The organism is Curtobacterium sp. MCBD17_026 (assembly GCF_003234895.2).
Lineage (GTDB): Bacteria > Actinomycetota > Actinomycetes > Actinomycetales > Microbacteriaceae > Curtobacterium > Curtobacterium flaccumfaciens.
The window spans coordinates 2,882,481-2,900,573 of record NZ_CP126281.1; the positions used below are offsets into that span (position 1 = coordinate 2,882,481).

Annotated in this window: 13 protein-coding genes; 9 read left to right on the forward strand and 4 right to left on the reverse strand. The window is 69.9% G+C overall.

Annotated elements, in window-relative coordinates; genetic code table 11:
* Position 1: 1 nt before the first annotated feature.
* The 3 genes from DEI85_RS13650 to rsmI form a co-directional block, all read right to left on the reverse strand.
* Positions 2–934: a TatD family hydrolase gene (locus tag DEI85_RS13650; RefSeq protein ID WP_111122904.1), complete on the reverse strand. Its 933-nt coding sequence runs from the start codon at positions 932–934 to the stop codon at positions 2–4.
* Positions 931–2,499, reverse strand: coding sequence for a methionine--tRNA ligase (gene metG / locus DEI85_RS13655; protein WP_110862404.1), 1,569 nt, complete (start codon positions 2,497–2,499; stop codon positions 931–933). Before metG ends, DEI85_RS13650 begins: the two co-directional genes overlap by 4 nt.
* A gap of 133 nt (positions 2,500–2,632) precedes the next feature.
* Positions 2,633–3,454, reverse strand: coding sequence for a 16S rRNA (cytidine(1402)-2'-O)-methyltransferase (rsmI, locus tag DEI85_RS13660; RefSeq protein ID WP_111091126.1), 822 nt, complete (start codon positions 3,452–3,454; stop codon positions 2,633–2,635).
* A gap of 98 nt (positions 3,455–3,552) precedes the next feature.
* On the opposite strand from rsmI, the gene DEI85_RS13665 reads away from it, so the two are divergent.
* Entirely contained in the window at positions 3,553–5,184 is a 1,632-nt protein-coding gene (locus DEI85_RS13665; RefSeq protein ID WP_111122903.1) for a dolichyl-phosphate-mannose--protein mannosyltransferase, read from the forward strand.
* A gap of 118 nt (positions 5,185–5,302) precedes the next feature.
* Here DEI85_RS13665 and DEI85_RS13670 read toward each other — a convergent pair whose 3' ends face one another.
* Positions 5,303–5,965 carry a TetR/AcrR family transcriptional regulator gene (locus DEI85_RS13670; RefSeq protein ID WP_181420151.1) on the reverse strand — a complete coding sequence of 221 codons (663 nt, stop codon included), beginning with the start codon at positions 5,963–5,965 and terminating at the stop codon, positions 5,303–5,305.
* A 171-nt stretch (positions 5,966–6,136) separates the two neighbouring features.
* On the opposite strand from DEI85_RS13670, the gene DEI85_RS13675 reads away from it, so the two are divergent.
* The 8 genes from DEI85_RS13675 (at position 6,137) to DEI85_RS13710 (ending at position 17,596) form a co-directional block, all read left to right on the forward strand.
* The gene (locus DEI85_RS13675) at positions 6,137–7,678 is read left to right on the forward strand and encodes an MFS transporter (RefSeq protein ID WP_111122902.1); all 1,542 of its coding nucleotides are present in this window, start codon (positions 6,137–6,139) and stop codon (positions 7,676–7,678) included.
* Between the two features lie 339 nt (positions 7,679–8,017).
* Positions 8,018–8,878, forward strand: a complete 861-nt coding sequence (locus DEI85_RS13680; protein ID WP_181435510.1) for a sulfurtransferase — start codon at positions 8,018–8,020, stop codon at positions 8,876–8,878.
* Positions 8,879–8,977: 99 nt separating this feature from the next.
* Positions 8,978–10,045: an NAD-dependent epimerase/dehydratase family protein gene (locus DEI85_RS13685; protein WP_111122900.1), complete on the forward strand. Its 1,068-nt coding sequence runs from the start codon at positions 8,978–8,980 to the stop codon at positions 10,043–10,045.
* A 4-nt stretch (positions 10,046–10,049) separates the two neighbouring features.
* Complete coding sequence (locus DEI85_RS13690) at positions 10,050–10,580, forward strand: AAA family ATPase (protein ID WP_111122899.1); 531 nt, start codon at positions 10,050–10,052, stop codon at positions 10,578–10,580.
* Positions 10,581–10,671: 91 nt separating this feature from the next.
* Entirely contained in the window at positions 10,672–12,504 is a 1,833-nt protein-coding gene (locus DEI85_RS13695) for a thioredoxin domain-containing protein (protein ID WP_111122898.1), read from the forward strand.
* 39 nt (positions 12,505–12,543) lie between these two features.
* Positions 12,544–16,395, forward strand: coding sequence for an ATP-dependent RNA helicase HrpA (gene hrpA / locus DEI85_RS13700; RefSeq protein ID WP_111122897.1), 3,852 nt, complete (start codon positions 12,544–12,546; stop codon positions 16,393–16,395).
* Between the two features lie 47 nt (positions 16,396–16,442).
* On the forward strand, positions 16,443–17,078 hold the full coding sequence (locus DEI85_RS13705) for a hypothetical protein (RefSeq protein WP_146248959.1): 636 nt from the start codon (positions 16,443–16,445) through the stop codon (positions 17,076–17,078).
* A complete protein-coding gene (locus DEI85_RS13710; protein ID WP_146248958.1) occupies positions 17,075–17,596 on the forward strand; it encodes a hypothetical protein in 522 nt (173 codons plus the stop codon). Before DEI85_RS13705 ends, DEI85_RS13710 begins: the two co-directional genes overlap by 4 nt.
* Positions 17,597–18,093 lie beyond the last annotated feature (497 nt).

An 18,093-nucleotide genomic window follows, 5' to 3' on the forward strand; every position in this document is an offset into this window, starting at 1 on the left:
ACTACTCGTCCACCGTCACGGGCTCGGCGTCCCACGCGCCGTAGACGAGCTCGGTGTTCGAGGCGATCTGGGCCGCGAGCATCGAGGCGTCCGTGCCGAGCGTCTCCGCCATCGACCGCAGGGTGAGCGGGATGAGGTACGGCGCGTTCGGGCGACCGCGGAACGGGGTGGGCGTCAGGAACGGCGCGTCCGTCTCGATCATGATCAGGTGCCGCGGGGCGACGACCAGGGCTTCACGCAGCAGTGCGGCGTTCTTGAACGTCACGGTGCCGGCGAAGGACATGTACCAGCCGCGCTCGGCGCAGAGCCGGGCGAGGTCCGGGCCGCCGGAGAAGCAGTGGAAGACGGTCCGCTCCGGGGCACCCACGCGGTCGAGGACCTCGACCACGGCGTCGTGTGCGTCGCGGTCGTGGATCGTCAGCGCGAGGTCGTGCTCCTTCGCGATGCGGATGTGCTCCTCGAACGATCGGACCTGGGCGTCGCGGCCGTCCTCGCCGGTGCGGAAGAAGTCGAGGCCGGTCTCACCGATTGCCCGGACCCGCGGCAGCCCCGCGAGCCGTTCGATGCCGGCGAGGTGCTCGTCGAGCAGCCCCTGTTCCTGCAGCACGGGCGCTTCGTTCGGGTGCAACGCGACGGCTGCCAGGACCCGGGGCTCCCGAGCGGCGATCGACGCGGACCACTCCGAGGTGGCGAGGTCCGTGCCGACCTGCACGACTCCACGCACGCCGACGCTCGAGGCACGGTCGAGGTGCTCGCGGTACTCGAGCGGACCGTCACCCCCGTCGCCGACACCGTCGGCGATCTCCATGTGGGTGTGGTTGTCGTACACCGGCACGACGAGCGCCTGCGGCAGCGGCGGGTACGTCAGGTCGCGCTTCGACCCACCGGACGCCCCGTCACCGCGGGACCGGACGTGCGACTCGGCGTCGGTCACGCGGAGACCTGCTCGATCCGCGGGAAGAGCCCGCTCTCGAGCGGCACCACGTGCGACGCACCCTGCCACTCGAACGCACGGTCGACCCGCTGCTCGGCGACGGACCCGCCGGCGCCGATCGAGGCCCAGAGCTTCTCGGTCGCCTTCGGCATGACCGGGGACAGCAGGACGGTGACGGTGCCGAGGCCACGGAGCGCGGTGGTCAGGACGGTACCGAGGCGCTCGCGGTTGGCGTCGTCCTTCGCCAGGGCCCACGGCGCCTGCTCGGTGATGTACCCGTTCAGGGCGTCGACGAGCTCCCACACGCTCGCGATGGCCTCGTGCGGGGCGAAGGCGGCGATGGCGGCGTCGGCACGCTCGGTGACCGAGACGGCCAGGGCATCGATCGCCTGGTCGGACTCGGTCAGCGCACCGCGCGCGGGGACCTCGCCGTCGCAGTACTTCTGCAGCATGGCGACCAGGCGTGACGCCAGGTTGCCGTAGCCGTTCGCGAGCTCGGCCTGGTAGCGCGCCGAGATGTCTTCCCAGCTGAAGTTGCCGTCCTGCCCGAAGGTGATGGCGCGCAGGAAGTAGTAGCGGAAGGCGTCGGACCCGAACGTGTCGGTGATCTCCGACGGCGCGATGCCGGTCAGCTTCGACTTGGACATCTTCTCGCCGCCGACGAGCAGCCAGCCGTGGCCGAAGACGCGCTCCGGCACGGGCAGCCCGGCGGCCATGAGCATCGCCGGCCAGATGACGGCGTGGAAGCGGGCGATGTCCTTGCCGACGATGTGCACGCTCGGCCAGAGGCGCCGGAAGGCCTCGTCGTCGTCGGTGCCGTAGCCGAGCGCCGTGACGTAGTTGAGCAGGGCGTCGAACCACACGTACAGGACGTGGTCGCTGTCCCACGGGATCTTGATGCCCCAGTCGAAGCTGGAGCGCGAGATCGACAGGTCGCGGAGCCCCTGCTTGACGAACGAGATGATCTCGTTGCGGACGCTCTCGGGCTGGATGAACAGCGGGTTCGACTCGTACAGGTCGAGCAGGCGCTGCTCGAAGTCGGACATCCGGAAGAAGTAGTTGCGCTCGGCCAGTACCTCGACCGGGATCGAGTGGATCGCGCAGACCTGCTGGCCCTCGTAGGCACCGGTCCCGGCGACCAGGTCGCTCGGCTGCTTGTACTCCTCGCAGCCCACGCAGTAGAAGCCCTCGAACTCACCGGCGTAGATGAAGCCGTCGTCGTAGAGCTTCTGCAGGAACGCCGTCACGCCACGCTCGTGCCGTTCGTCGGTGGTGCGGATGAAGTCGTCGTTCGCGACGTCGACCGTGTCGAGCAGTGGCTTCCAGGCGTCGTTGACCAGGCGGTCGGCCCATTCCTTGGGTGAGACGTCGTTCGCCGAGGCGGTGCGCAGGATCTTCTGCCCGTGCTCGTCCGTGCCGGTGAGCAGCCAGGTGTCGTCACCGCGCTGCCGGTGCCAGCGCGCGAGGAAGTCCGCGGCGACCTCGGTGTAGGCGTGCCCGATGTGGGGCACGTCGTTCACGTAGAAGATCGGCGTGGTGATGCTGAACGAGGACCCGGCGGACATGCGGACCATCCTACGGGCGCACGGAACCCCGATGACGCGTGCGGCGGTGGACTGTGGAGAACCGGGTCCTGGAGGCCCGTGACGGGCCCGCCCCGCGCCTCCAGACCGGCGGACGCGAACGTGACGTGCCCGCTCAGCGCGCCGCGAGCGCCCCTTCGTAGAGGTCCCGCTTCGACAGCCCGGTCGCGTCCGCGACCGCCGCGGCGGCCTCCTTCATGCGCATGCCGGCGGCCACCCGCTCGAGCACCAGGCGCACCCCGTCGTCGAGCGTGGCTTCTTCCGTGGCCTCTGCCGCGCCGGCGACGACGATGCAGATCTCGCCACGCACACCCTCGGACGCCCACGCGACGAGTTCGTCCAGCGGCCCGCGACGGACCTCTTCGTACAGCTTCGTGAGCTCGCGGCAGACCGCGGCGCGGCGGTCACCCCCGAACCCGGAGGCCATGTCCGCCAGGGTCTCGGCCAGCCGGTGCGGCGACTCGAAGAACACCATCGTCCGCTGCTCCCCCGCCAGCGCCTGGAACGCCCGGCGGCGCTCCCCGGCCTTGCGGGTCGGGAACCCCTCGAACGTGAAGCGGTCGGTGGGCAGCCCGGACACGGCGAGCGCCATGAGCACGGCCGACGGCCCGGGCAGGGCGGTGACGGTGACCCCGGCGGCCGCGGCGGCCTCGACGAGCGGGAAACCGGGGTCGCTGATCGCGGGCATGCCGGCGTCGGTGAGGACGACGACGTCCTCGTCGCGGGCGAGTTCGACGACCTCGGACGCCTTCGCCCGCTCGTTGTGCTCGTGCAGGGCGATGAGCCGCGGACGGTTCTCGATGCCCAGGGCGCGCATCAGGTGGATGGCGGTCCTGGTGTCCTCCGCCGCGACGACCGTGGCGTTGGAGAGGGTCTCGACGAGACGGCGCGAGGCGTCCCCGAGGTTGCCGATGGGCGTTGCTGCGAGGACGATCACGCACCCATTGTCCCCGCACGGCGACTCCGGCGCGGCCGCGCGGCGCGAGCACCGCCGTCGCAGCGGGGACATGCGGTCGATCCGTAGGATGCTCAGCGATGACCAGCGAGCTGACCGACGACCGCACGGCCGTGCCCGACCGGCCGGTCGGCTCGCGCCTGGACGACTGGTGGGGGCGGGTGCTCTCCACGTCGCAGCGGGTCGCCGTGTGGCGGTGGACGGGTCCGCTCGCGGTGACGCTCCTCGCCGCCGTGCTGCGGCTGGTGAACCTCGGCACCCCCCACTCGCTCGTGTTCGACGAGACCTACTACGTCAAGGACGGCTGGTCGATCGTGCACCTCGGGTACGAGGGCACCTGGCCCGCGAACCCGAGCGGTGACACCGCCCCGACGACCGACGACCGGTTCGTTCGCGGCGAGACGGACATCTTCACGAGCGCCGCGGAGTTCATCGCGCACCCGCCGCTCGGCAAGTACCTCATCGGCCTCGGGATGCTGCTGTTCGGGGCCGACAACTCGTTCGGCTGGCGCTTCACGGTGGCCGTGCTCGGCATCGCGACGGTGTTCCTCACCGCGGTGATCGCCCGGTCGCTGTTCCGTTCGACGATGATCGGCACGCTCGCCGGCTTCCTGCTCGCGATCGACGGGCAGGCGATCGTGATGTCGCGGGTGACGCTCCTCGACGGCATCCTGACCTTCTTCGTCATCCTCGGGTTCGGGGCGCTGCTGCTCGACCGTCGGCAGGGTCAGCGGCGGCTCGACGAGTGGGTCGCCGCCCGCGCCGCCGCCGGCCGGAGCACCCTGTGGGGGCCGGTGCTCTGGTGGCGGCCGTGGTTGTTCGCGATGGGCCTGGCCCTGGGGCTGGCAGCGGCGACGAAGTGGTCGGGAGTGTACTTCCTGGCGTTCTTCGCCGTGTACTCCGTGCTGAGCGACATGATGATGCGCCGCCGCGCCGGGGTCGAGTTCTGGTCGTCGAGCGCGCTGCTGCAGCAGGCACCGGTGTCGTTCCTGCTGACCGTGCCGATCGCCGCGGTGACCTACGTGGCGTCGTGGACGGGCTGGTTCGTGTCGAAGGACGGCTGGGACCGCAACTGGCTGTCCTCGGGCGGCGAACGCTGGACCGGGATGCTCGCCTGGGTGCCGGACAGCCTGCAGAACTGGTGGCACTACCAGTCGGAGATCTACGCCTTCAACATCGGACTGCACACCCCGCACTCGTACCAGGCGAACCCGCTGCTCTGGCTCGTGATGCAGCGCCCGACGTCGATGTTCTACGTCGGCACGGACGCCGGGCAGGACGGCTGCTGGGCGAACCGCTGCGGCGAGGCGATCACCGGCATCGCGAACCCGTTCATCTGGTACGCCTCGGTCATCGCCACGGTGGCGCTGCTCGTGCTCTGGGTCCTGCGCCGGAAGTGGGAGTACGGCTTCGTCCTGCTCGGCGTCGCGGCGGGGTACCTGCCCTGGCTGATGTACGTCGACCGGACGGTGTTCCAGTTCTACACGATCGCCTTCGAGCCCTACATGGTGATGGCGCTGGCCGCCGCGATCGGGTTGGTGCTCGGCAGGCGGAGCGACGAACGGTCACGCCGGTCACGGGCGATCCTGTGGGTCGGCGTGTACCTGGGCGTCGTCGTGCTGGCCTCGGTCTACTGGTACCCGATGTGGACGGCGATGCAGGTGCCGTGGGACTTCGTCCGGTCGCACTACTGGATCCCCAGCTGGCTGTAGCCGGTCCCGCGGGTCCGGCCGGTCCGGCCGCGCCCGTCGCGCTGGCCGCTCTGGTGGCGACCACCGCCGGACTGGAGGCCCGTGGCGGCGCCGCCACGGGCCTCCGGTGGGTCCCTGGTCAGGACTGCGCGTGCAGCGCGCGCTCGATCGACTCGCGGTCCAGCGGGTCGCCGAGCATCGGCGCGGTGTCGCCCGTGCCCGGCAGGACGCCCTGGATCAGGAGTTCCGCGTAGCGGCGCCAGGCGTCCGGGTCGTGCTCGCGGGTGGCGTCGGCGACCGCACCGACCATCGCGGTGAGCATCGGCAGGTCCCGGGAGTCGAAGCCGGGGCGGACGACGCCGGCGGTCTCGGCACGGCCGATGATCGCGGCGACCTGACGTTCGAGCCGGTCGCGCTCCTGCACGATGGACGGACGGGCCTTGCCGGCACGGACGATGGCGTCGGCGAGGGCACGGTCGCGTGCACGGAACGCGAAGACGCCCATCAGGTACACCCGGAGCGCCTCACGCGGGTCGGACACGTCCGCGGCACGCGCTGCGGCGTCGTTCATGGCCTCGAACTTGGTGGCGAGCAGCGCCTCGATCAGGGAGTCCTTGTCGGCGAAGCGTCGGTAGACGGTGCCGACCCCGACGCCGGCCTCGTGCGCGATGTCGTTCAACGTGACGGAGAGCCCGCGCTCCGCGAAGCACTTGCGCGCCGTCTGCAGGATCAGCTCGCGGTTGCGCGCTGCGTCGGCGCGCAGCGGTCGCTCGAGGTCGGACGCAGAGTCGGTGGTGCTCACGATCCGACCGTAGTTGCACTTTCTGGGAACAAGTGGATGCACTCCTTCCGTTTCGGTCTACACTGACCACAAACGGATGCCCCGCATCCGGTTTCGTCACCACCACATCTCCGGAGTGGCCGACGGCGCGCACCTCCACCCCACCCTCCAACCTTCTCGAAGGAGGCTGTCGTGACGGCAGAACACACCGTGCCGACCCCCACCGGGACAGCACCCACGACTCCGGGCACCACCCCCGCCAAGAGCAACCACCGCTGGATCGCCCTGGCGGTCATCGCCCTCGCACAGCTGATGGTCGTGCTCGACGCGACCATCGTGAACATCGCCCTGCCCTCCGCCCAGGCCGACCTGGACTTCGGCACCGACCAGCGACAGTGGATCGTCACCGCGTACTCGCTGGCGTTCGGCTCGCTGCTGCTGCTCGGTGGTCGTCTCGGCGACCTGTTCGGCCGCAAGAACACCTTCATCATCGGGCTCGTCGGCTTCGCCGTCGCCTCGGTGCTCGGTGGCCTGGCCGACTCGTTCGGCCTGCTCGTCGCGGCCCGCGCGCTGCAGGGTGTCTTCGGCGCACTGCTCGCCCCGTCCGCACTCGGCATGCTGACCACCACGTTCCGCGACCCCAAGGAGCGCGGTCGCGCGTTCGGCATCTTCGGGTCCATCGCCGGCTCAGGTGCGGCCATCGGCCTGCTGCTCGGCGGCGTGCTGACCGAGTACGCCTCGTGGCGCTGGTGCCTCTACGTCAACGTCGTCTTCGCCGTGCTCGGCGTGATCGGCGCCCTGGTCTTCATGGAGCGCCCGCCGAAGGTCGAGCGTCCGCGCATCGACGTCCTCGGGGTCATCACCATCACGCTCGGGCTGGTCGGCGTCGTCTACGGCTTCTCGAACGCCGAGACGAACGGCTGGGACTCCCCCGTCACGATCGCCATGCTCGCCGGCGGCGTCGTGCTGATCGCCGCGTTCGTGTTCATCGAGACCCGCGTCGCCCACCCGCTGCTGCCCCTGCGCGTCGTGCTCGACCGTGACCGCGGCGGCTCGTTCATCGCGATCGGCCTGGTCGCGATCGGCATGTTCGGCATCTTCCTGTTCCTGACCTACTACCTGGAGCAGACCCTCGGGTTCAGCTCGCTGCAGACCGGGCTCGCGTTCCTGCCGATGCCGCTGTCGATCATGATCTCGGCGACGCAGATCGGTGGCCGCCTGCTGCCGCGCGTCGGGCCGAAGGTGCTCATCTTCGCCGGTGGCCTGGTCGCCGCGACCGGGCTCCTCCTGCTGCTCCGCACCGACCTGGACAGCTCCTACGCGGGCACCGTCCTGCCGGCGCTGATCGTGATCGGCCTCGGCATGGGCACGATCTTCTCGTCCGCGATGAACACCGCGACGACCGGGGTCGCACGGGCCGACGCCGGTGTGGCCTCGGCGACGGTCAACACCATGCAGCAGATCGGTGGCTCGATCGGCACGGCGCTGCTGTCGACGATCTTCGCCGACGTGGTGTCGAACAGCCTGTCCGGGCTGTCCGCCGCCCCGACCAAGCTGCAGCAGGCCCAGGCGACGCTCGACGGCTACCACGCGGCGTTCGGCATCTCCGCCGGGGTGCTCGTGCTCGTCGCCCTCGCCGGCGGCCTGCTCATCAACCGGCAGTCGGTGCGGGTCGAGCGGCTCGCACGTGCCGGGTCCGCCACGACCGGGAGCATCCCCGCCGCGGCGCACTGACGCCGGCGGTTCGCTCCGCTCCTTCGGCCCGTTCCGGTTCTGCCGGGGCGGGCCGTCGTGCGTGCGGGGCGGTGGGGCGGCTGGGGCGGTCGGCTGGCGGTGGGGCGGCTGGCGGTGGGGCGGCTGCACCCGTTTCACGACGATCCACCTGTCGAACAACGCGTGCATCGTCGATGGATGCGCACGCACTCGATGCCCGCGCATGTTCCGACAGACCACTCGTCGAACGACTGGTGCATCGTCGATCAATGCCCACGCATGCACCCCACCCTCACCCCCGGTTGCGCCGTGTGTCCACGACTCTGGCCCACGTCAGGGGTGCGGATTATGGTGTGCGGCATGGCCCCCGTCCTGACCTCACCACTCGTGTCGACGCAGTGGCTCGCAGACCACCTCGGTGCTGACGAGCTCGTTGTGCTCGACGCCTCGGTGCACACGGTCGGGGCCGGGTTCGGCACCACCTGGCGCCCAGGGCGGGACGCCCACGAGCAGCGCGGCCACGTGCCCGGCGCCCGCTTCGCCGACCTGATCGACGACTTCTCCGCCGCCGACGCCGACGTCCCGTTCACCCGCCCCGGTGCCGAGCGCTTCGAGGTGTCCGCGGCACAGCTCGGCGTGACGAACAGGTCGACCGTCGTGGTCTACGACGACAGCGTCGGCGAGTGGTCGGCGCGCCTGTGGTGGATCTTCCGTTCGTTCGGCTTCGACTCGGTCGCGGTCCTCGACGGTGGCTTCACGAAGTGGCGCGACGAGGGCCGCCCGGTGCGCGTGGGCGCACTGCGCACGCCCGCGGCGCCGTCCGACCCCGACGCCGATGCGTTCCTGGCCGGCGAAGAACGTGCGCTCTGGGCCGACCACGACCGCGTCACCCGTGCCGTCTCCGGCGAAGAGCCTGCGTCACTGGTGTTCGCCGCGCCCTGGGCCGCCCTCGGTGACGACCACCCGCCGATCGTGCCGGGCAGCACCCCGATCACGGCGGACACCCTGGTGGACCCCGAGACGAACGCGTACCTGCGCGGTGCCGAACTCGAGCGGGCCTTCGCCGACGTGATCGGTGCCGACGAGATCGTCACGTACTGCGGGGTGGGCAGCGCCGCGTGCGTCGACGCCCTCGCCCTGACGGTGCTCGGGCACGACCGGGTGAAGGTCTACGACGGTTCGCTGGCCGACTGGTGGCGGCACGAGCAACTCGCCTCCTGACGGAACCGATCGCGGAACGGCGGCCGCGCCTGGCCGACGGCCGAGGACGGACAGCCGAGGACCGACGGCGAACGGCCGACACCGCACTACCGTTGCACCATGAGCACCAGACGCGCGGTCATCCTCGGCGGCACCGGCGGGATCGGCTCGGCCGTCGCACGTGCGCTCCTCGACGCCTCGGGCCGTGGCGGCGACGACTGGCAGGTCGACCTCGTCGCCCGACGCGGTGGCCCGGTCGCCGACAGCCTGACGGCCTCCGGGGCCACATTCGTCCCCGGCGACCGGCGCGACCGTTCCGTCCTGCGTGACCTGCTCCGCCCCGGAGCCGACCTGCTCGTCGACACCGTCGGTGTGACGCGCGACGACGCCCAGCAGCTCCTGCCGTTCCTCGACGACGTCGGCTCGACGGTCTTCGTCTCGTCCAAGGCCGTCTACGCCGACGAGCAGGGCCGGCACGCGAACTCGCTCGACAAGCCGGTGTTCGGCGGCGCGGTCACCGAGATCCAGCCCACGGTCACCGCCGGGGACGGCGACCCGACGAGTCGTGACGGGTACGGCGCCGCGAAGGTGGCGGCCGAACAGGTCCTGCTCGACCACGGCGCCCCGGTCACCGTGCTCCGCCCGTCGAAGGTGTACGGCGTCGGCATCGGCCGCCCGCGGGAGTGGTACGTCGTCCGCCGCGCGCTCGACGGCCGGGAACGCATCCTGCTCGCCGACCACGGCCGCGGCATCGACCACACGACGGCGGCGAGCGGAATCGGTTCGCTCGTCCGACTCGTGGCGGACGCACCGGACCGCCGGATCCTCAACGTCGCGGACGCCTCCGCCCCGACCGTGCTCGAGATCGTCCGCACGATCGCCGGACACCTGGACCACCGGTTCGACGAGGTCCTGCTCGACGAGGACGCGCCCGCCTTCGTGGGCGGCACGCCCTGGTCGTCGCCGTCGCCGTTCGTCCTCGACACCACGGCAGCACGTGCCCTGGGGTGGGAACCGCCGGAGTTCCAGGCCGCCGTCGCCCCGGAACTGGCATGGCTGGTCGAGACCGCCCACGCCACGCCTGCCGACGGCGACGTCCCCTGGGCCGACGACCCGTTCTGGGACCACATGTTCGACTACGGCCCCGAGGACGCCGCACTCGCACTCCTGTCCCTCAACCTGGGCTGACACGGTGCTCCGGTCCGAGGTCCTGTTCGTCGGCGGACGTTCCGGTGTGGGCAAGTCCACGGCGGCCGAGGCACTGCACGACATGCTCGTCGCTGCGGACGTCCGGCACGCGGTGATCGAGGGCGACCTGCTCGACCTCGCCCACCCGGCGCCGCACGTCGAACACCCCGAGGCGCACCTGGCCCAGCGGAACCTGGCCACGATCTGGGCCGGCTACCGGGCGATCGGTCACCACCGACTCGTCTACACGAACACCGTGTCCGTGCTCGAACACGAGCGCCTCGCTGCAGCGATGGGCGACGATCCGCTGGTCAGCGTCGTCCTGCTCCGCGCATCCGACGACACGACCGCCGACCGGCTTGCTCGACGAGCGGGTGGTGCCGTCCCGCAGGCGCAGCTCGCGCACAGCACGCGGACGGCCGGGAGGCTCGACTCGGCCACCGCCGGCACGGTCGCCCGGGTGGACACCGACGGCCAGAGCCCCGCCCAGGTGGCCGCACGGCTCGCGTCGATCACGGGGTGGCTCGAGCGCTGATCTCCCCGCACGGCCTGTGCAGAGCGGCCGTCCCGTCCACAGATGTCCCCGGGCGGTGGTCCGCCCAGTCGCGGGCGGGCACGCTGGAGCCATGAACGACAACCGCCTCGGCACTTCGGTCAGCCCGTACCTGCGTCTGCACGCCGACAACCCCGTCGACTGGCGCGAGTGGGGTCCCGAGGCGTTCGCCGAAGCGCGCGAGCGCGGGGTCCCGGTGCTGGTGTCCGTCGGGTACGCCACGTGCCACTGGTGCCACGTCATGGCGCGCGAGAGCTTCGCCGACCCGGAGATCGGCGAGCTGCTCCGGCGGGACTTCGTGTCGGTGAAGGTCGACCGCGAAGAACGCCCGGACGTCGACGCGAGCCTGATGGCCTCGGCGAGTGCCTTCACGCAACAGCTCGGCTGGCCGCTGACGACGTTCCTGACGCCCGACGGCCACGTCTTCTTCGCGGGGACGTACTTCCCGCCCACTCCCGTCGGGCAGGTCCCGGCGTTCCGGCAGATCCTGGCCGCGGTGCTCGACGCCTGGACCGAGCGTCGGCACGAGGTCGACGCGAACGCCTCGGCCATCGCGACGGCGATCCGGCAGGGCGCCGTGGCGGACGCAGCGACCCGCTCGGGCGACGGCGGTGCCGGAGCCGACCCGGGCCTCCCGTCCGTCGACGCCATCCGGGCCGTCACGGACCAGCTGTCCCGGGCAGAGGACACCACCTACGGCGGTTTCGGCGGCGCGCCGAAGTTCCCGAGCACGCCGTTGCTCGAGTTCCTCGCCGACGCGGCGGCCGACGGCGACGCCGAGGCCGACGGGCTGCTCGACCGGTCGTTGCACGCGATCCGCGCGTCCGAGCTGACCGACGCCGACGGCGGCGTCTTCCGGTACGCGACCAGGCGCGACTGGAGCGTGCCGCACTACGAACGGATGCTCTACGACAACGCAGGGCTGCTCGCGGTCGCGGGTGCCGAGCAGGCCCGCGGCATCGCCGACTTCCTCCGGGACACCCTGCGCCGTGCCGACGGGGCGTTCGTCGCCGCGCAGGACAGCGAGTCGACCATCGACGGCCGTCGGGTCGAGGGCGAGTGGTACCGCCGACCGGTCGCCGAGCGCGCCCAGCTCGACCCGCCACCGCTGGACGACCAGGTGCTCACGGGCTGGAACGGGCTGGCGATCCGGGGGCTCGCGATCGCCGGCGCGCGGTACGGCGATCCAGAACTCGTCGCGCTCGCGCGGAGTGCGGCGGACGCGGTCCTCGCCGCCCACGTGCAGGACGGCCACGTGACAGTGCGGTCCAGCACACCGCGCGGGGCGTCCTCCGCCCCGGCCACCGTCGAGGACGTCGGGCTGCTCGCCGAAGGGCTGCTCGAACTGGCCCTGGTGACGGGCGAGGTCTCCTACGCGACCGTCGCACGCTCGCTGGTCGACGACGGCCTGGCCGAGCGCTTCGACGTCGACCCGGTGCTGGCCTCCGCGGGGACCGCCACGGGCGAACAGCCGCAGACCGCGATGCGGTCCGGCACCGTGGCGCTGGCGTCGGCCGCCGCGACGCTCGGGGCACTGACGGGCGACGAGGCGCTGCGGGTCGCCGCGGCACGACTCGTCGCCGAGCGCGCCCGCACCGGGACCGAGCGACCCCTCGGTCATGCGGATGCCCTCGGTGTCGCCCTCGCCCTGCAACGGCCGTCGCGCGAGATCGTCGTCGTCACGAGCGGCACCGACGACCCGATGCGGGCCGTGGCACACCGTGCTCGTCGCCCCGGCACGGTCGTCGCCACCACCACGCCGGAGCAGGCACGCGACTGGGCCGAGGCGGGGTTCTCGTTGTTCGAGGGACGCGACGTGCTCGACCCTGCCGCGTACGTCTGCCACGACCGGGTGTGCGAACTGCCCTCCCGGTCGGCGGACGCCCTGGCCCAGCAGATCGCCTGACGCCCCTCCCGCCCGGCGCGCCTGTATCCTGGAATGCTCATGTCTTCTCCGCTGCCCGTCATCACGTACCCGCCCGAACTGCCGGTCTCGCAGCGGCGGGACGACATCGCGGCTGCCATCCGTGACAACCAGGTGGTCATCGTCGCCGGGGCCACCGGCTCGGGCAAGACGACACAGCTGCCGAAGATCTGCCTCGAGCTCGGTCGTGAGCACATCGGGCACACCCAGCCCCGCCGGATCGCGGCGCGGACCATCGCCGAGCGGGTGGCGGAAGAACTGGGCGGCGGGGAGCTCGGTGGACTCGTCGGCTACCAGGTCCGGTTCACCGACAAGGTCGGCTCCGAGACCCGCGTGAAGCTGATGACCGACGGCATCCTGCTGAACGAGATCCACTTCGACCGCGACCTGAAGCGGTACGACACGATCATCATCGACGAGGCGCACGAGCGGTCCCTGACGATCGACTTCCTGCTGGGCTACCTGAAGCGGTTGCTCCCCCGTCGCCCCGACCTGAAGCTCATCATCACGAGTGCGACGATCGACCCGGAGTCGTTCTCGAAGCACTTCGACGACGCCCCCATCATCGAGGTGTCCGGCCGCACCTACCCGGTCGAGATCCGGTACCGCCCCCTCGTCGCCGAAGACCAGGACGACGACGCCGACGACGAGTCGGACTCCCGCACCGGTGACAGCGGCAACGCCGCCGACGACCGCGACACCCTGCAGGGCATCACCGACGCCCTCGACGAGCTGGCGCAGGAGGACCCGGGCGACGTGCTCGTGTTCCTGTCCGGCGAGAACGAGATCCGCGACGCGCAGGACGCGATCGAGGGCAAGCGCTACCCGGGCACCGAGGTCCTGCCGCTGTACGGCCGCCTGTCCGCTGCCGACCAGCACCGGGTCTTCGAGCGCCGGCACACCCCGGGCACCCGCCGTCGTGTCGTCCTCGCCACGAACGTCGCCGAGACCTCGCTGACCGTGCCCGGCATCAAGTACGTGATCGACACGGGCACGGCACGCATCTCGCGGTACTCCCCGCGGGCCAAGGTGCAGCGCCTGCCGATCGAGGCGATCTCGCAGGCCAGCGCCAGCCAGCGTTCCGGTCGAGCGGGCCGCACCAGTGCCGGCATCGCGATCCGGCTCTACTCCGAGGACGACTTCGGCCGACGCCCCGAGTACACCGACCCCGAGATCCTCCGCACGAACCTCGCCGCGGTCATCCTGCAGATGATCTCGCTCGGCTTCGGGGACATCGAGTCGTTCCCGTTCCTGCAGCCGCCGGACAGCCGGGGCGTGAAGGACGGCCTCGACCTGCTCCGTGAGCTCCGTGCCGTCGACAAGGACGGCCGCATCACGAAGTCCGGGCGACAGCTGACCCGGCTGCCGATCGACCCCCGGCTCGGTCGGATGGTGCTCGAGGCCGGACGGCAGGGCGTCGGACGCGAGGTCATCGCGATCGTCAGCGCCCTGAGCATCCAGGACCCCCGCGAACGCCCACTCGAGAAGCGTGCGCACGCCGATCAGCTGCACGCCCGCTTTGCCGACCCGACGAGCGACTTCCTGACCCTGCTGAACCTCTGGAACCACATCGAGGACCAGCAGGAGGAACTCTCGTCCAGCGCGTTCCGCCGGCTGTGCAAGGCCGAGTTCCTGAACTACCTGCGCATCCGCGAGTGGCAGGACCTGTACCGGCAGCTGTCCCGTGCCGCGAAGCAGGTCGACGTCCGAGTCGGGCAGTCCCGCTCCGACGACGGCGACGCCGTGCACCGGGCCCTGCTCGCCGGACTCCTCAGTCAGATCGGGCTGCGGGACCGCGAGAAGCGCGACTACCTCGGCTCCCGGAACACCCGGTTCGTGGTCTTCCCGGGCAGCGTGCTCGCGAAGAAGCAGCCCGACGCCGTGATGGCCGCCGAACTCGTCGAGACCAGCCGGCTGTTCGCCCGGACCGTCGGCCGGATCGACCCCGCCTGGGTGGAGCCGCTCGCCGGGGACCTGCTCAAGCGCACCTACGGCGAGCCGCACTGGGAGAAGAAGCAGGGCGCGGTCGTCGCCTACGAGCGGGTGACCCTGTTCGGTGTCCCGATCGTGCAGCGCCGCCGCGTGCAGTACTCGCGGATCGACCCGGAACACTCCCGTGAGCTCTTCATCCGCCACGCCCTGGTCGAGGGCGAGTGGGACTCGCAGCAGGCCTTCGACCGCGCCAACCGGAAGCTCCGCAAGGAACTCGAGCAGCTCGAGGAACGCACCCGCCGCCGGGACATCCTGCTCGACGACGAGAACGTCTACGAGTTCTACGACGCCCGCGTCCCGGCCGACGTCGCCACGACCCGCGACTTCGAGGGGTGGTGGCGCACGACTCGCCGTGAACAGCCGGACCTGCTCACGATGCGCCGTTCGGACCTGCTGGACGAATCAGCGGCCGAGGCGGCCGAGGACGACGTGGAGTACCCGACCCAGTGGCGGAGCGGCGACCAGCGTCTCGCCATCAAGTACCGCTTCGAGCCCGGCGCCGAGGACGACGGCGTCAGCGTGCAGGTCCCCCTCGCGCTCCTGCCCCGGATGCGCGAAGAGGGCTTCGACTGGCAGGTGCGCGGCCTCCGGAGAGAACTCGTCACCGCGCTCATCAAGTCGCTGCCGAAGCAGATCCGCAAGAACGTCGTGCCCGCTGCCGACTGGGCCGAGAAGATCGTCGCCGAGCTGCCCGACGACGCCCCGACCGAGCCGACGGAGTCGTTCCGCGCCACCCTCGCCAAGGCGATCCAGCGCATGACCTACGTGCCGGTCTCCGAGTCCGACTTCGACCTGTCCCGTGTCCCCGCGCACCTGCTGCCGACGTGGGCCGTGGTCGACGAGCGTGGTCGCCGGGTCGAGACCGGCAAGGACCTGTCGGCCCTGCAGACCAAGCTCGAGGACCGCACCCGGCAGAGTGTCGCCTCCGCCACGGTGCAGGGCGCAGGACGGCCAGGAGGCGCGGCTCGCGTCGCATCCGCCGGCGCCGGTCGCCCGCTGGAACAGTCCGGACTCACCACCTGGCCCGACCAGGACCTGCCGCAGACCCTCGACACCAAGCAGGCCGGCGGTGTCATCCGCGCGTACCCGTCCCTGGTCGAAGAAGGCACGGGTCCGAAGGCGACCGTCGGCGTGCAGCTGCTCGCCACCCCTTCCGACCGCGTCGTCCGGATGCCCGCCGGGGTCCGCCGTCTGGTGATGCACGCGGTGCCGTCGCCCGTGTCGTACATCCAGTCGCACCTGACCGCGCAGGAGAAGCTCGCGCTCGCCGCCAGCCCCTACCCGTCGACCGCCGCGCTGTTCGACGACGTGCTGGCCGCCGTGGTCGACGCCGGTATCCGTCGGGCACACCCGGACGGCCTCGTCTTCACGAAGGCCGAGTTCGAGTCCGTCCGCGATGCCGTGTCGGCCTCCGTCGTCGACACGATGTTCACCGCGGTTTCCGAGGTCGCAGCCGTCCTGGCCGCCCAGCGTTCCGCCGAACGAGCACTCAAGCAGGCGAACTCGATGTCGCTGCTCGCCGCCCTCAGCGACATGCGGCAGCAGGTGGAGCGCCTGGTGTTCCCCGGGTTCGTCGCCGTCGCGGGGCTCGACCGGCTGCGCCGCATCCGCGTGTACCTGCAGGGCATCGAGGCGCGCGTCCAGAAGCTGCTGCAGAACCCCGGACGCGACGCGACCTGGATGCGCGAGGTGACCGTGGCGACGGACCGCTACACCGATGCCGGCGGCACCTTCCCGCCCGCGGTCGGGGCGCACCCGGAACTCGTGCACGCTCGGTGGATGCTCGAGGAGTTCCGGCTGAGCCTGTTCGCGCAGGAACTCGGAACCGCCGAGACCGTCTCGTTGCAGCGGATCACGAAGGCCCTGACCGCCGTCCAATAGTCCCGTAGAGTCTCCACAGGAGCAACGTTTAAGAGGCGAGGTACTTCGTGGAGGAAGGCGGCAATGAGCTGCTTCGTAACCGAGCCAAGGGCCTTGCATCCCTGACCGCCACGGCGGCGGGTGGTTTGGCGATCGGCCTACTGCTCACGACCTCTGACATCATCGGACCGCTCACGCGGATCCTAGGCGTTGTCGCAGCATCTGTCTTACTCACTGCCGCGTTCGCTTTCATCGCATCATCCACGGTGCAGTCCATACCAATTCCGCTGTCGGGACCACCCAGTCGCTGGCGCTACCTCTCCCCGTGGGAGGTACATGAAAAGCCCAGTGAACCTGAACCCGAGTACGACGAGCGCTTAGTTAAGCGGATCATCACGATGACTCGAGTCGGAATGTTTGCGAGCTTCGTCGCCGTGCCAGTGCTCATCTTCGCCCTAGGTATGACTGTGTCCGACCAGACTCGATCTAGGGCGATCACGATAAATACACCGCAGCAAATCAATGTTCCCCTATGTGGACAGCTGCCAAAGACTTTCGAAGCGCGCGCAAAAGAGACAGCACTCCGCGCAGATACGACCGAAATCATCGTGACAATTCCTAAGGCTATTTGCACCGAGAAGACAAATGCAGATATCGACAGTCTACTGCAAAGATCCGCAGTACGAATCACCCTCCAGTCATGACATCAGAGGAGTTTGTCGTTGGCTGGATCGGTGTATTGACCATCGACAGCACTGAGTGGCATGACTCCGTCTCGAGCGTCCTGGCAGATCTCGTCGCCGCGGGCGCAAATATTAGAGAAGCGGGGCCCGCAGACTACGAGTCTCCAGACCTGGTAATCGACGCCCTCATTGTTGCGTATATGGCCGCCCAGCATGATCGGGTGGCCGAAGACAATCATCTCTCCGAGACACTTCTCCGCGTAAAACCATCAACGCGAGCCCTCCTGGTGTGCGCGATCGATCGAACTACGAGAACCGCGCAGATCAGGGCGCCCCAAATCAATGCTCTTGTCGTCGATCAAGCATCGCATTTCGCCTTCGAGCGATACGCATTCCGGCAGCCGCGAAGCGACCAACATGCTGGGGATATACGCGAGTTTCTGACCGTGCGGCTCCCCTCCGTGGCCACCTCCACCACGGAAAGCTCAACGATTGACCCAGCTCTAACGAACCGACGGATGGGGCGGTACTACAAGTGATTTCAACGAAAAGCGGCGTGGAGTGGGTCATTGCAGCACTCGCTCCCTGGACGATCTCATCGCATCCGAACTTCCGCGAGCCTTCGTTGAACGAGGCCTCACCGCTCGCGCTAGTCACTGAGCGAAGAGACGAGCGGGAGCGCAGCACGGCCAACGATGAACGCGAGGCGAAACAGGAGGAATCTTGGCAAAGTAAGCTCACAGCCGCCGCCCGTTTATCGCTTGGGCTCGCCACGCAGGTTGCGTCAGCCAAAGCTCTCCGTTCGATGTCCCTGAACTTATCGCTGCCAATAGGGGCGAGGGCAACCGCTGCAATTTACTCCGCAGTCGCGCTATCCGATCAAGACCTTTTCGACGACGCTGTCGACCTCCTAGTCGAACAAGAGCGTCGGCTTGCGCGCGAGGCTCAGACGCCAAGTGAGTTGCTCGCTTATTGCGCGATCCTACAACAACTTGTTCTCCGATACTACGACTTAGGGGATCGAGATCGGGCTATC

Coding starts and splice junctions, on each gene's coding strand:
- metG (WP_110862404.1), bottom strand. CDS start 2,499: ATGTCCGCCGGGTCCTCGTTCAGCATCACCACGCCGATCTTCTACGTG.
- DEI85_RS13665 (WP_111122903.1), top strand. CDS start 3,553: ATGACCAGCGAGCTGACCGACGACCGCACGGCCGTGCCCGACCGGCCG.
- DEI85_RS13680 (WP_181435510.1), top strand. CDS start 8,018: ATGGCCCCCGTCCTGACCTCACCACTCGTGTCGACGCAGTGGCTCGCA.
- DEI85_RS13685 (WP_111122900.1), top strand. CDS start 8,978: ATGAGCACCAGACGCGCGGTCATCCTCGGCGGCACCGGCGGGATCGGC.
- DEI85_RS13695 (WP_111122898.1), top strand. CDS start 10,672: ATGAACGACAACCGCCTCGGCACTTCGGTCAGCCCGTACCTGCGTCTG.
- hrpA (WP_111122897.1), top strand. CDS start 12,544: ATGTCTTCTCCGCTGCCCGTCATCACGTACCCGCCCGAACTGCCGGTC.
- DEI85_RS13710 (WP_146248958.1), top strand. CDS start 17,075: ATGACATCAGAGGAGTTTGTCGTTGGCTGGATCGGTGTATTGACCATC.